This is a genomic window from Candidatus Flexifilum breve (assembly GCF_016713355.1).
Window position 1 is genome coordinate 50690 of sequence record NZ_JADJPI010000043.1, and the last position, 12357, is coordinate 63046.

Consider the following 12357-nt stretch of genomic DNA (forward strand, 5'->3'; position numbering starts at 1 on the left):
TTCATCGTCTGCTCCCCACCCACCGCTTCGCCTTCTGGGCTTGCTGCTGGCGCATCGCCTGCCGATGCACCGCTCGCTTGTAGCGCGCGACGTGCTTTGCCAGTGCCACCATCGCCTCGTCCAGCTTGTAGGCTGCCGTCACTTCGGATTCGTCGTCTTCGGTTTGGTCGAGCGCGGCTTGTGCCGCTTCAATATCGGCGCGCAGCACCGCGCATACCTTTTCGTAGTTGGCAATGGCGGCTTTGTCGGCAGCATCTTGGTTCGACCGCGTGGAAGTTGCGATATGGCTGCTCATCGACTCACCACCTCTTTGGCGCGGGCGCGCAGCACTTTCCCGGCCATCGTCACCCAGTGATAGGTTTTCACGCGGCTTTCAACGGTCGGCCCCCACAAATCCTTAAAAGTGGCGTAGGGTGTATTCGTCGTGATGACCGTCGGCAGCTTGGCGACGTGCCGCCCATTGATCAGTTGATGCACTGTTTCCAGTTGCCATTCGGTCGGCTGCGCCCGATCGGGCGTCAACTCGTCGATGATCAGCACCGGCGCACGCTGGTAGCGCTCCATCACGTCTTCTTCTTGCTCGTCGGCGTTGCTCCGGAAGGTCTTCTTCAGATCGCGGAACAGGTCGTTCATCCGCACATACACGACCGCGCGCCCCTCGCCGACGAGCTGCTGCACGATGCTCACGGCCAGCGACGTTTTGCCGACTCCATTCGCGCCGGTCAACACCAACCCGTTCGCGGCAAAGGCCGGATCACCCGCGGGCTCAATGTCGATGTTGAGTTCAGTGCTCAGCGCAGCGGCAGCAGCGCCCATTGTGAACATATGCCGCCGCCCGGCAGCCGCCGCGAACGCGCGCGCCGCCATGTAGCCATCCCACTTACCCGCCATCGCTTCCACGTCGGTGGCGATCAGTGCCTGCCACTTCGAAAAGGTCAGGTCTGCGTATTCCTCGGGGATCGCCGCCGCTTTGTTGAGTCGGGCGTAGCGGTCACGTTCCTGCGACTGGCGCGCGCTGCAGTTTGGGTCAAAGCATGGAAACAGCCGACCGTAATCCGCATGCTCGCGCGGCAAGTCGCTGCGCACCATACCTAGACCGCCGCAGACCGGGCAGGTCTCCGGTTCATCGCTGATCGCCGTCACGGCGGCGCGGCCTTCACGGATTCCGCGCCAGTATTCGCGCTCGGCCTCCGTGATGTAGCGCCCGACGACCGGACTCCATGTTGCGCCGATCCGCTCGGCCTGCTGCCGTGCAGCAAGGGAAACGCTGCGCGGCGGGTTCGGATTAAGCGCCATCAGTCGTTCCTTTCTTCGCGGCTAATGCTGCCGCGATCTTGTTGTGCAAAGTCGTATCGACCGGGGGCGGCGGCTCAGGTGCCGGTTTGTTCGGCGGCGCGCCGCGCCCTTGCTTCTGCCAGCCGTCGAGAATCTTGCGCGTGTACTTCCACGAGCGACCGCCCTTGTTTTTGGTCAGCTTGAAGGCGTCCTCAATCCACTCCGCCGAAAATTCCTGCTGAGCATCTTTGAGGTCGTCCACATCGGACGGCGTGATCAGGCCGAAGGCTTGCTCGTAGAGTTCAAAGATTCGCGCGCGCGCGATCTCTTGCTTTTGAAATGGATTTGATTGGTTTTGATTCAGTACGTCCGACGAACCACCCTCGGTACGTGCCACGTACTGGCTCTGGTTCGTGGCACGTACTGGTACGTCCGACGTACCAGCTTCGCGTTTTGCCAACCGCGCCGCCGTCGCCTTCGCTGTGCGGTCGCGCGCCGCGACTTTCTTCTCGGCGTCGCGCTGCATCAGCCCATCCCAATCCGGCGCGCTGCCCAACTGCCACCGTTGGCCTTCTGGCGTCGGTTCGCCGAGTTCGATCAGCAGCTTGAAGGTCACCAGCGATCGGAGCGCGGTCTGGACGGCGGCGCGGGTGATACCCGTGCCGCCGTAGTGCTCGCCTCCGCCGTCTGTATAGCCGTGTTCGAACATCGAGAGGCTGATCACGCCCTCGCGCGAATTGATCTTGTCTTGCCACCCCAAGATATGCCGCGCGGCGAACGAGAGACACTTGTACTCTTCGCCCGTGAGCAGCTCCATCGCCACGTCAACATAATCGTTGGGCGACTGGAAGGAATTGGGGATGATCTTCGCGGCCATAATTAGTACGGTTGCCCCTCAAGCGAATAGTCGTGAAGCAACCGGTGTGCCGGGTGGCGTTCATCCGCGAGGTCAACGCACACCGTGTTGTGGACGCCATCGAGAGCCTCGGTCAGCGCCGGGAACAGCGCGCGTCCCGCGTCCGTCAGGCCGATCAACACCGCGCGCCGGTCGGTCTGGTGCGGCTGCCGCTCCAAGTAATCGAGATCCTGCAAATGGTCGAGCAGCGGCGTGAAGCTCGTTGCGGCGCGCCCCACGCGCTGTGCCAGTTGGGACGCCATCATTGGCCCTTCGGCCTCCAGTACGGCGAGCGCGTGCGCCTCCAACGGCGCAAGCTTGAACTTCGCCAGTGCATCGGCGTAGGCGACTTCGACGAACCGCTGTAACCGGCTGGCGTCGAGGAAAATGCTTTTCATAGGACAGTCCTTTCGTGCTATGATTGGCTCAGAGGGCGCTGCTTCCGACGGCGATCCGCCCCCTGAGCGCATGATGAATGCGCTCGATTTATTTCTGCTGCTGATCCGACACTACGACGGGCTGCGCCGCTTCGTCGGCCTCGTGATTGTCTCGGTCTTCTTCTCGTTCCTCTTCCTCTCTCCGGGCTTCCGGATCGCGGCCTAACTCTTCAGCCACAAGCGGCAAATGCCGCAGAACACGCCGACGTTGGAGTGGCACGATCTAAAAACTGATCGTCGTGATGTAGATTTCGTAGGTGATCCAGTTGCCGACACTGTCCAGCTTGTTCGCCTCCCATTTCACCGGGCCTTCGCACTGAATTTCCGTGATCGTGAAGCCCTTCGTGCGGAAGTCGTCGCACACCAGCGCCGCGTGATCGCGCGCCACCGGATAAGCCCAGTACGCGCCGATCAGTGTCGGCTCCAGCGTGATGCGCTCGCTGCCAGGCGGCGTCTTTACCAACCGCCGCGTGCTCACGATGTGGCGCGGTTCGGCGGGACGAGCTGTTTCGGAAAGTAACCGGGGATATTCATGACGTAAGCTCCTCTCTCAAATCGAAGGTCATGCTGGCGCACCGCGCAAAATCCGCGAGCGGCACGATCAAGCCGTAGGTGGTGTAGCTGTTGTTGACCGCGCTGCGCGTGGGGTACTGCGCTGCCCAGCCGGACAGGCGTTTGGCGCGCAGGAAGGGGAGACCGACAACGTAGACCATCCATGCGTCGGGCAGGTAGTAGAACAGCCAGTCCGCCTCAGAGGTGTACGCCCAACCGGGACGATCTGAATGCTTCGTCTCGACGAACACGTTGCCGGTTTGCGTCGCCCGCGTGTCCGTCTTGTAGTCCAAGCTGAAGCGGTTGCCGGTCGTCGGGTTGAAAAACCAGCGGTCGATCCCGCGGCGCTGCTCGGCCATCGTCGCCGCCGTGATTTTGTAGCGTTGGGCGAAATAGGCGTCGAGTGTCGCTTCGCCTTGTTCGCCCTGCTGGAGCTGCGTCTGAAAACGGTACGTGTTCGGCATGGCTAAGCCTTCTTTTGCCCCCACATGCAGCGCATGACCGCGCCCATGTCGCCAAACGCCATCGAGTATTCAACTGCCCGGCTGCCGACGTAGAAGAACACCTGCCCCTGACGGTTCGCCGAGGTCTGTAAGCCTTTGCGCTCAAAGTTGATTCGTCCGCTCACAAACTGGGTCGCCTCAGCCGTGACCAGCAGCGACTGAAACCACGCCGCGTCCGTCCGGTTATTCACCAGCACGATGGCCTCTTTGACAATGCCTTGCCGGTACTGGCGCAGCAGCTCGACCGTGAAGCGTTCGACGAGTGGGTAGGAATAAGGGGGATTGAGCCAGACGCGCCCGTGCCATTCGCGGATCAGGCCGTCCGTCTGTCTGGTGTAGTAGGTTTTGGCCTGCACCGTGCGCTGGGCATAGTCGCAGCTCGCTGGGTCAACGTCGATCTCGCCCATGAAGGCCCGAACACGCTGAATGATGTCGGCAGGCGTGTACCACTCATCGTTCGTCCAATCTTCGTCCGCCGGCGGATCGGTTGTCGGTGTGGGCTTATGTCCGTTACTTTTGCCGTTCCGCTTCAACCGCTGCTCAAGGTCGTACTCCGCCTTGCCGACGATCTGCATCTGATCGTCGTTCGTTGTTTCCCCGCAGCGGCATTTCCATTGCCCGGCGCGGATCGGCGTCCAGCCGTTGTGAGTCTCGCCACATTTCGCACACGTGGCCTTGCCATAGCCGGTCGCTTCCGGCGTCGCATACAAGCCTTCGAAGCCGACCGGATGGCTTTCATTGATCGGTAGTCCATCGACCGCCGGAATTTCCGCTGTTCTCGGCGCTGTTTCCAGATGGTGCTGGTACACTCGCTGGAAGCTGCGGGGCTTTCGTCGACGCATGCGCCGCGCGCTCAATCAGGATGATGTCATCCGGGTCGAGACCCTCGCTGCGCAGCGGGTGGCGCGACGGCACATCCAGCCACACTTTCGATCCGCTCGCCCGGACTGTGTAAGTCTGCCCGAGGTACTGCACGGTATCGCCGACGCCGATGATGCCCTCATCCTCGTCAAGGTTGACCTGCTCGGCGAGGCGTTCGTTGGTCACCGCGTTAATGTGGTCGACGAGCGGTAGCCCGTTCTCGTCCAAGTCCGGCTCAACCACCTTCGCTCGCGGATCGCACGCCCGCCGGGCGGCGCTGTTGATCGGCTTTGAACTGCTGCGCGACTTGCTCGACGAGCGCTCCAGTGATCTTTCCGTTCGGCGCAGTCTCGACGACTGTCTGCCACGCTGCGCGCTGCTGATCGGGTGTGAGGGCGATTAGCGGGCGGACTTGCGCCTCATTCGCGGGCAAAACTCCAACAATTGTTGGAGTCGCGGCGATGTTGTCGACGGCTTCCGCGCCGCGCATCAGCAGCCGGGCCCGCTCGTTCTGCAAGCCCCAGCGCGCTTGGCAGTACTCCTCAAACGTCTTGAATTCGGCGCGATACAACCGCTTCTCGCGTATTGTGAGCAGTGCCACGCCGACTGCATGAAAATCTTCAGCCCGTGCTCGATCACCGACTCGCACGAAGCGAGTTCGCTGAGTTCGATGGCGCTCAGGGCTACCGTGGTTAGTTCTGTCATCTAAGGGGTCTCCTGTCGCCAGCTTTCCTCACGCCAGCGGTACATACTGAGGTCGCGCGTGTAGTACGTGTTGAGGGACAGCGTGTAACCGCACAGGTCACATTTACCCTCACGATTGGTGCAGGTCACCAGCGTCACCGCCGTGTCGAGGATCTTTTGCTCTGCCGTTTGGGTGGGTTGACCGCAGCAGCGGCACAGAACAGCCTCAGCCATTTGTGCCCGCCCAGTCGAACAAATACGCCGCATGCCGGGCTTCTACTTCGTTGTCGAACCGCTGCGTGCGAATGACCTTCTTACCTCGGTCAAGAGCAGTCGCGCGCCAGGACGATCCGCAACGGTCTCCACGATCCCGATCCGGGCAACGTCACCCTTTCCGAGATTCAGCGCGTTCCAGTAAACTTTCGCGCGCCGAATGGGGTCACTGGGCAGGAGATATGCCAGATGCGTGCGGCACAGTTCGCCGCGTTTGGTGGGGGTCTGCGCGCTGACGAAAGCGCGCAAGAAATCGAGATAGTCGGTTAGGTGAGTGTCGCTCATGACTTTTTCCTTTTGCGTTCGATGCGCTCAGCTTCGCGCTGCGCGGCTTCCAGTTGGTTGTCTTCGAGCAAGTTCACAATGCCGAGAATTTCGGCGTTGGCTTTGTAGGCCCTCACGACGGAGATCAGCAGTTTCACAAACAACTCCTCAGTCGGTTGCGCATACCCGTTTTGCAGCAGTACCAGTGCCTCTTCCAATTCCTTGTCCGCGTCCTGCGCCGCTTCGCGCAGCACGTCAACGATGTAGTTCAGGCGGTACGGCTGTCTTGTCACGTCACCCGTCCTTGAGTTCGCGCACCAGTGTCCGCGCCCGTCGCGCCGTGATCCGTTCCCGTCGCGCCATCTCTTGTCGGTAGGCCTGTCGCGTGAGCCACCATGTCAGCGCGTTGGAGATCAGCACCAACACCCAAATTCGTGTCAATTTCGCCATCACTTCACCCCGCTTTCGCCGCATCGGCTTCTTCTGTGATAGCCTGCGCAGTAAGGGCGACGACTTCGCCCCACGCCGACCGCTTTGCCCGCGGGAACAGCTTTTCGAGAAGTTCCGGCGTCCACGGCTCGTTGGGGTCTGATGGCACTGGAATGCGCCCCGTACAGCGCGAAACAAACGCTTTGTCGTTCACGTTGCTGCGTCCAAGTTATCTTGATGCGTAGACGCATCACCTGCGGCAAAAAAAGAGACGGTCGCCAAATGTTCCAGTTCAGCGCCATATACCTGATCGAGCGCCGCGCGAACATTTTCACCCACGGTCTGCTCACGCAGCACGGCGAGCTTCTTCAGCTTACTCACGAAGGCTCTGTCGCCTTCGACGGAGATCGTAGTTGTCGTCGCTGCCATTGCTCCTCACACGCAATAATATTCCGTACACGCATCATTTTAACGTAAAACGTTTTGAGATGCAAGTAACTCGTTATAATCGAAGCATTCGGGGGAAGCAGCAAGTGATGCGTACACAATACACTTTTCAGACGTTTATCAACGATGAATTGAAAAAACGCGGGTGGAGTCAGCGCGATCTCGCCACGCAGATGGGGGTCTCCTCTTCAACGATCAGTCGCATGTTGGACGAGCAGAAACCCAGCAAGCCAGATGTAGAGCAGCTCCTCAAGCTTTCACGGGTGCTGCACATCGGCCTAGAAACTATTACCGCTTTGGCGTTTCCCGAACAATTCGAGCCAACCAACAAGTCCCGCCGCCCGTATCACTCGGCGAACGCTTCGACAAACTCCCGGATGATGTCCAGCAGGCTGTCCGCGATCATCCGTCAGTGGTCAGGTGAATGACGGGTTCTCGGAAGCGATGTTCACAAACACGGCGACGGCCCGCCGTTTTTGCGCCGGTAGCTGCTCGATGCGTTTGATAAATTCGTGAGCTAACAAAATTTTAACTCCTGTTATGAGTCCCCAGTATATGAGAACAATAGTTCGTAGTGCAAGCGGAAAATACCTGAATTCTTAGTTTCGAACCAAATTAATACCGAATGTTCTAGTACATACCGAGCGCGAACGGAATCGATATGGACAACCGATTCACTACCACGCCTGAAGCTGCCCAAAAACTCCTCGACGAACTTCACGCTGCTCACATTCCCGCTTTGTTTGTTGAAGAACTTCCGGCGAAAGGCAGACAAGCCGCAATTAAAGTCGCTCGTCAAAAACTACGACACATCAAGCGACAGATTAAGTTCGAGAAAGACGCGATCAAAGCACGTTGGGACGCTCGCAAAAAAGATGAGGCGCTCAACGAAACGCTTTACCTGCTGCCTTACCTCACATTGAGAAGCTGATCTCGCAGCTCGAAATTGATATAGCGAGCCTCGAAGCGGCTCAGACGACAGGAGCACCGATCCCCCGATGCCCCCAGTTTCGGCAGCATCCTCTACGGTCAATATATCGATGATGGGGACAGGGCCGAATTTCAGTGGGAAGTCATTACGAACGAGACGCTGGCTCAGCGGCAAGAGGAACTTGCGGCTCAAATCCGCGGTAACCTCATTCAGGCACGGGCGCTTATTCAGCAAAAACAATATGCAGATGCCCGCGCAATCCTCAAGCGCACTGATCATTCGAAAGCTCGTGAATGGCTTGCCAAACTGGATGAAGTCGACCACTCCAAGCCGCACAGGAGCTGTCATTCTTGAGTCCTTAGTAAATCCCCTAATCGTTCTCAGCAAAACGATACAGCTAAGTCGATAGCAATTCTCTTCTGGATTTTGGTGGCTCTCGCCGGGATTATTGCCACTGCCTTAGGGACGAAATGAATATGACCAAGCGTGCGCTGATCTGGGCCGCGGTCTCAACCAAAGCGCAGGCCGACGAGGATGACAAGTTTAGCCTCCCCATTCAAGAAGACGATGCCCGTACTCTCGCCGAGCGCAGCGGTTGGCGCGTCGTTGATGTGCTGCGCGTGCCAGGCATAGTCGTTCGGCGGTCGATATCCACGAATGCGCCGCCGACATGCTCGGCGACGGGATCGATGCCTTCGACAAACTGCTGAAGCATTGGCGCGCAAAGACTTCGACGTACTCATCGTCCGTGATGGCAACCGCTTCGCTCGTACGCAAGCCCTTCATGCCTATGTGACCGAAATGACGATTCGTGGCGGCGCAGTGCTGTGGTCACTCTCCGACGGCTTGGTCGACGAGAGCAATTACAGAATGTGGATTGCCATGAACGGCTACAAGGCGGGATCCGAAGTCGATACCCTCGTCAAGCGCCGTAAAGAGGTCGTCCATGAGCGCGCCAAAAAAGGCATCATCGCGCACAGTGCCGTGCCGTCTACGCACGTCATCGTTCGCGATCCCGCCAATGGTAAAGCGCTGAAGATGATCGTGGATGAGTCGCGACGGCGTTTGTGGAACGACGCCGCTGCGCTCATTCTCGATGGTGTCAACTGGAAGCGCATCGAGCGCGACCTGTTCGAACGCTTCGGACATGCGAATCGTCCCGGTGAGCCATTTCAACCAGGCTATATCTACAGCCATATTCGCAACCCGGTGTTCTGGGGACATATCGCCATTGGTCACCGGTCACGTACTCGCGCCGGGTCATGGGCGCAGTATGGAGACTGGATCATGGAACCGGGGCACAGCGTCCCTGATGGGGTGACGATCTATTACAACGTGACCGAGCCGGTACTCACAGGGCCGCTCGCCGACGCCGTCAAGGCCGAAGTACGGCGGCGGAGTCTCGCGATCATCGGCGGTGCAGACAGCGAACATACCCATGCTTTTACTGCGGTTTTCGTGTGTAATGAGTGCAACTACTATATGTCTACCTACGGGTCATGGCGGAAAATCGGCAAACGCCCTGGCTACTTAAAGTGTGTGACTCACTGGCATCAATCCCATACGCGCCCAGACTGTTCTCAACGCATTGCACTCAAGTTTGATGAGGCTAAGCGGTATATCGATAAACGACTGCGCGAAATGATTGCGGCGAGCGATCCGGAAGCCTTCCTCGGGCCTTCAGTCAGCGCACAGCCGATCGACAATATAGCGCTGCTCACTAAAGAGATCGCAGACGCCGAGACGAGAATCCGGCGGCTGATTCAGAAACAAGCGAGCGCTGATGATAGCCTACAGGACTTATACGAAGATGAACTGCGTGCCGAAGGTGATGGGCTAAAACGTAAACGCGCGACACTGGCACAGCTAGAACGTGCGCAGGGATCATCAGCTCGTCAGCGCCGTGATCGGCAGCTAGCCTATGAGGAAATTGTCCGCCTGTCCGTTGATGTATTCTGGCAACAGGATGAGCGATACATCAATCAAATGCTGCATCGCCTGATGGGGAATAAGCGCTTGGCCGTACGCGATGGCGAAATTGTCGAAATTGTTGATCAGCCGCCGCCGCCACACAGTCGTCGGCTTAGCTAAAAGTATGTTCCGGCGACGGCTCAATGACAATCGACAGTCTCATGCCGCCAATTTAACCACAGAGGCGGCAAAGCTCACAGAGCAAAGATCAGGCGCTTGCCCTCCGCCTTACGCGTGGGATGGCGCAGGCAGCGCGCCGATCTGCTGCATGAGTGTCAACATATCGACCAGCATCCAGTGCTCGACGATTTTGTGATTTGCAATGCGGTAGGTGATGAAGATGGCAAACGAGACTTCCTTGCCCGTCGGCAGAATATTCAGCAACGGGCCAGTGTGCACGCCGTGAATCATTCCGCGCACGACGACTTTGTCGCCTTCAGCGACGAGATCCTCGGCCTCAATCCAGTAGCCGGGCAGCGACACCTCATACATGGCGATATGCTGCTTCAGCTCCTCCTCGGCGATGTACTTATCCAGCGTAGCGGGTGCTTATCCTTACGCAGCGCTTTCAGATAATCGCCGATCAATGCCTTATTCGACTCTCGGCGGACATGGTTCATTCCTTTCACTGGCAAATGTACAGGAAGGCGGTCAAATGTACGCAGGACGACACTAAAAGAACACGGCACGTCTTAGGAGAAATTGAGATGGGGGCAACTGCTGACTACGCCGCAAAGGGGCAATGGATCCCAGCCTATTGTCAGCGTAGACCGGGAAGTTCTGCATGTGAAGTGCAGTTTGTTTAGCCACGAGAATTAAATGTCATATATAAGAAACTACCAGTGGCGCTCGCTCAGATTTTCCGGATAAAGAGACCTCAAGGCGCGCAGGTATGCGCCTCGCTTACCGCTATTCAGTTGGGTATGGGAGTTGGGTCAGCCGCCGCGACCGTTGCCCCGGCCATTGACAAAACCGCCGCCGTTGCCGCGACCATTGCCTGTACCGTTGCCGCCAGCGTTGCCATTACCCTGACCATTTCCGTTGCCGCCGCCGTTGCCATTGTCTTGACCATTTCCGTTACCGCCAGCGTTCCATTGCCATTCCCGCCGCCGTTACCCGTTACCATTGCCGCGGGGTTCTGGGGTGAGCGCCAGGGTTCAACCGTCGCTTCAGGATCGGGGTGCTTTCGGCGTCATCACCGCGGCGACGGGTTGACCAAGTGCGGATCACTCTGGGTGGACGCAGTATCGCGACAATCACACAACCTTCGCCCGCTTCACGGCGATCAGCGGTTCTTCGACCCGTCAAGCCCGCGGCTTGCCAGCAAAGGTATACGCGGGTGATTTCGCCAAGCCATAACCACCGCAGTGCGAATTCGCGGCGATTTCAGCTTGGAGCGGCTCGAAAGCGTCCGCAGTGCTCTGCGCCACCGGGTGATATTCGTTCGATACGACCCGCTTCCGAGTAGCTTCGGGTTCGGATTCGACCGTCGCTTCGGGTGTAGCTTCCAGGTGAAGCTCAGGCGTGAGTTCCGGCGTCCGCTTCGACAGTGGGTTCGGGCTCTGGCGTCACCGGAATGACCACGTCGAAGATGATGACGATGGTGAGCCCGTCCGCGAGCTGATTGCCGTCCGACGACGAAGTCACCGGCCTGCAAGCCCAGCGGCAGCGACCGCCGACAAACGAGAGACCGTTGACCTGCACCACACCGTTGACAATGACGACCTCGCCGGTAATCGCGACGACGGCGTTCGGGTCGACTGTCGGCGGTGTCTCCTGCGCGCTCAGGGGACGACCAGCGCCATGCCCACGGACGCGCAAACCAGAGCCCTAAAGCCATGCCGAGTCGATGATGAGTTCTAGTCATTTACGCAATCTCCTGCTTACAAACTACACTTTGAAGAACGTAAACCGCTCGGGGATGTCGCGGTCAATAATCGGTTGGAGTAAAATTGGTGCCTGGAGTGTGACTTACTTCTCTATACCACCTTTCGTAAGTGCGGGTGGCGGCAGTCCGCGCGTACCAACCGCGGGCCTAAGGATCAAAAACGCCCGAAGAAGTTTCGGGCGTCTCGCGCGTGGCTAAACGGCCCGTTTGGTTGAAGGAACCGGAACTTCCGGATCTTTCCCTGTAAGGATCAAACTGCCCCTTCCGGTCGAGCAGCGCAACTTTCTCAGTGATCGAATGAGCCCTTCTTGCCTGTGGTCACCGGGATTTCAAGGTCTTTGCCCCCCCTGCGACATTCGGCGTGACCAAGGTCGGCCAGGTCTTGCCCCGTGATATCGAACGACCCCTTCTTCTCGGTGATGTCAAACGGGCCTTTGCGATTCACGGATTCGACCAACGTGGTCGAGAGCAGCACAGCGAGCAGCAGCAGAACAACGCCTTCACAATTGAATGTCCTCCGTCCAGCAGACGGTGATATGTAAGATTGTTGATGTCCTTAAGTACGCCGGAAGCGCGCGGCGTTCATCCACACAACTGGCAGCGTATTTCGGCGGCGACCTTCAACTTAAACGTTTAATCTATCATCGGTTGGGGGGAGGTATGTGCCGCCCGGCGAGATCGGCTCCAGCGAAGGACATGGCGCCAGTGACTACTAGAGAACGCGTAGGCGTCGTCGTCGGCATACAACACGCGGATCAGCGTCCCCGGCAGGACGAATTGACGCGCCGACTGGTGTATTGCATCCAGTGCGGATTTCACCCTGTGGATTGACGAACTGGTAATGCGCCACGGTTTCAAACGCCTGACCACGGCCGAGTGGGGACTAGAGTGGCAGACCATGCCGACCCTTCACCCGGACAACACCTGACTGCCGTTCAGCAGTCGTT

At 58.5% G+C, this 12357-nt stretch carries 25 protein-coding genes; 5 read left to right on the forward strand and 20 right to left on the reverse strand.

All coding sequences use genetic code 11. The features are described 5' to 3' along the window. Nucleotide 1 precedes the first annotated feature (1 nt). From IPK17_RS39285 to IPK17_RS39300, 4 genes are read right to left on the reverse strand one after another with little or no spacing between them, the layout of a single operon-like run. On the reverse strand, nt 2-295 hold the full coding sequence (locus IPK17_RS39285) for a hypothetical protein (RefSeq protein ID WP_343423213.1): 294 nt from the start codon (nt 293-295) through the stop codon (nt 2-4). Further along, on the reverse strand, nt 292-1296 hold the full coding sequence (locus IPK17_RS39290; RefSeq protein ID WP_343423214.1) for an ATP-binding protein: 1005 nt from the start codon (nt 1294-1296) through the stop codon (nt 292-294). The genes IPK17_RS39285 and IPK17_RS39290 overlap by 4 nt, the downstream gene beginning before the upstream one ends. Beyond that, the gene (locus IPK17_RS39295) at nt 1286-2152 is read right to left on the reverse strand and encodes a DnaD domain-containing protein (protein WP_343423215.1); all 867 of its coding nucleotides are present in this window, start codon (nt 2150-2152) and stop codon (nt 1286-1288) included. The genes IPK17_RS39290 and IPK17_RS39295 overlap by 11 nt, the downstream gene beginning before the upstream one ends. Before the next feature lie 2 nt (nt 2153-2154). Next, nucleotides 2155-2568, reverse strand: coding sequence for a MarR family winged helix-turn-helix transcriptional regulator (locus IPK17_RS39300; RefSeq protein WP_343423216.1), 414 nt, complete (start codon nt 2566-2568; stop codon nt 2155-2157). Nucleotides 2569-2587: 19 nt separating this feature from the next. Here IPK17_RS39300 and IPK17_RS39305 point away from each other — a divergent pair, with 19 nt between their 5' ends. Next, entirely contained in the window at nt 2588-2773 is a 186-nt protein-coding gene (locus IPK17_RS39305) for a hypothetical protein (RefSeq protein WP_343423217.1), read from the forward strand. Nucleotides 2774-2830: 57 nt separating this feature from the next. Here IPK17_RS39305 and IPK17_RS39310 read toward each other — a convergent pair whose 3' ends face one another. The 11 genes from IPK17_RS39310 to IPK17_RS39360 all read right to left on the reverse strand — a co-directional run bounded on the left by IPK17_RS39310 (nt 2831) and on the right by IPK17_RS39360 (nt 6602). Further along, nucleotides 2831-3070 (reverse strand): hypothetical protein, encoded by a 240-nt coding sequence (locus IPK17_RS39310; protein ID WP_343423218.1) that lies wholly within the window; start codon nt 3068-3070, stop codon nt 2831-2833. A 67-nt stretch (nt 3071-3137) separates the two neighbouring features. After that, complete coding sequence (locus IPK17_RS39315) at nt 3138-3623, reverse strand: hypothetical protein (RefSeq protein ID WP_343423219.1); 486 nt, start codon at nt 3621-3623, stop codon at nt 3138-3140. A 2-nt stretch (nt 3624-3625) separates the two neighbouring features. Further along, nucleotides 3626-4504, reverse strand: coding sequence for a DNA N-6-adenine-methyltransferase (locus IPK17_RS39320; protein WP_343423220.1), 879 nt, complete (start codon nt 4502-4504; stop codon nt 3626-3628). Beyond that, nucleotides 4398-4766 carry a hypothetical protein gene (locus IPK17_RS39325; RefSeq protein WP_343423221.1) on the reverse strand — a complete coding sequence of 123 codons (369 nt, stop codon included), beginning with the start codon at nt 4764-4766 and terminating at the stop codon, nt 4398-4400. The genes IPK17_RS39320 and IPK17_RS39325 overlap by 107 nt, the downstream gene beginning before the upstream one ends. Further along, complete coding sequence (locus tag IPK17_RS39330; RefSeq protein ID WP_343423222.1) at nt 4759-5124, reverse strand: hypothetical protein; 366 nt, start codon at nt 5122-5124, stop codon at nt 4759-4761. Before IPK17_RS39330 ends, IPK17_RS39325 begins: the two co-directional genes overlap by 8 nt. Before the next feature lie 104 nt (nt 5125-5228). After that, on the reverse strand, nt 5229-5441 hold the full coding sequence (locus tag IPK17_RS39335) for a hypothetical protein (RefSeq protein ID WP_343423223.1): 213 nt from the start codon (nt 5439-5441) through the stop codon (nt 5229-5231). Between the two features lie 42 nt (nt 5442-5483). After that, complete coding sequence (locus IPK17_RS39340; RefSeq protein WP_343423224.1) at nt 5484-5765, reverse strand: hypothetical protein; 282 nt, start codon at nt 5763-5765, stop codon at nt 5484-5486. Then, nucleotides 5762-6037: a hypothetical protein gene (locus IPK17_RS39345; protein ID WP_343423225.1), complete on the reverse strand. Its 276-nt coding sequence runs from the start codon at nt 6035-6037 to the stop codon at nt 5762-5764. Before IPK17_RS39345 ends, IPK17_RS39340 begins: the two co-directional genes overlap by 4 nt. 1 nt (nt 6038) lies before the next feature. Further along, complete coding sequence (locus tag IPK17_RS39350) at nt 6039-6194, reverse strand: hypothetical protein (protein WP_343423226.1); 156 nt, start codon at nt 6192-6194, stop codon at nt 6039-6041. Between the two features lie 4 nt (nt 6195-6198). Further along, nucleotides 6199-6387: a hypothetical protein gene (locus tag IPK17_RS39355; RefSeq protein ID WP_343423227.1), complete on the reverse strand. Its 189-nt coding sequence runs from the start codon at nt 6385-6387 to the stop codon at nt 6199-6201. Next, nucleotides 6384-6602 carry a hypothetical protein gene (locus tag IPK17_RS39360; protein WP_343423228.1) on the reverse strand — a complete coding sequence of 73 codons (219 nt, stop codon included), beginning with the start codon at nt 6600-6602 and terminating at the stop codon, nt 6384-6386. Before IPK17_RS39360 ends, IPK17_RS39355 begins: the two co-directional genes overlap by 4 nt. On the opposite strand from IPK17_RS39360, the gene IPK17_RS39365 reads away from it, so the two are divergent. The 4 genes from IPK17_RS39365 to IPK17_RS39380 all read left to right on the forward strand — a co-directional run bounded on the left by IPK17_RS39365 (nt 6587) and on the right by IPK17_RS39380 (nt 9642). Further along, a complete protein-coding gene (locus IPK17_RS39365; RefSeq protein ID WP_343423229.1) occupies nt 6587-7048 on the forward strand; it encodes a helix-turn-helix domain-containing protein in 462 nt (153 codons plus the stop codon). The genes IPK17_RS39360 and IPK17_RS39365 overlap by 16 nt on opposite strands. Nucleotides 7049-7281: 233 nt before the next feature. Continuing rightward, nucleotides 7282-7551 (forward strand): hypothetical protein, encoded by a 270-nt coding sequence (locus tag IPK17_RS39370; RefSeq protein WP_343423230.1) that lies wholly within the window; start codon nt 7282-7284, stop codon nt 7549-7551. Nucleotides 7552-8027: 476 nt separating this feature from the next. Next, nucleotides 8028-8261 carry a recombinase family protein gene (locus IPK17_RS39375; RefSeq protein WP_343423231.1) on the forward strand — a complete coding sequence of 78 codons (234 nt, stop codon included), beginning with the start codon at nt 8028-8030 and terminating at the stop codon, nt 8259-8261. A gap of 4 nt (nt 8262-8265) precedes the next feature. Continuing rightward, entirely contained in the window at nt 8266-9642 is a 1377-nt protein-coding gene (locus IPK17_RS39380; RefSeq protein WP_343423232.1) for a serine integrase family protein, read from the forward strand. 108 nt (nt 9643-9750) lie between these two features. Here the strand turns inward: IPK17_RS39380 and IPK17_RS39385 are convergent, their stop codons facing one another. From IPK17_RS39385 to IPK17_RS39405, 5 genes are all read right to left on the reverse strand, one after another. Continuing rightward, nucleotides 9751-10059 carry an ester cyclase gene (locus IPK17_RS39385; RefSeq protein ID WP_343423239.1) on the reverse strand — a complete coding sequence of 103 codons (309 nt, stop codon included), beginning with the start codon at nt 10057-10059 and terminating at the stop codon, nt 9751-9753. Nucleotides 10060-10435: 376 nt separating this feature from the next. After that, complete coding sequence (locus IPK17_RS39390) at nt 10436-10648, reverse strand: hypothetical protein (protein ID WP_343423233.1); 213 nt, start codon at nt 10646-10648, stop codon at nt 10436-10438. A 178-nt stretch (nt 10649-10826) separates the two neighbouring features. Further along, nucleotides 10827-10952, reverse strand: coding sequence for a hypothetical protein (locus IPK17_RS39395; RefSeq protein ID WP_343423234.1), 126 nt, complete (start codon nt 10950-10952; stop codon nt 10827-10829). 88 nt (nt 10953-11040) lie between these two features. Further along, nucleotides 11041-11343 carry a hypothetical protein gene (locus IPK17_RS39400; protein ID WP_343423235.1) on the reverse strand — a complete coding sequence of 101 codons (303 nt, stop codon included), beginning with the start codon at nt 11341-11343 and terminating at the stop codon, nt 11041-11043. A 353-nt stretch (nt 11344-11696) separates the two neighbouring features. Then, nucleotides 11697-11885, reverse strand: a complete 189-nt coding sequence (locus IPK17_RS39405) for a hypothetical protein (protein WP_343423236.1) — start codon at nt 11883-11885, stop codon at nt 11697-11699. Nucleotides 11886-12357 lie beyond the last annotated feature (472 nt).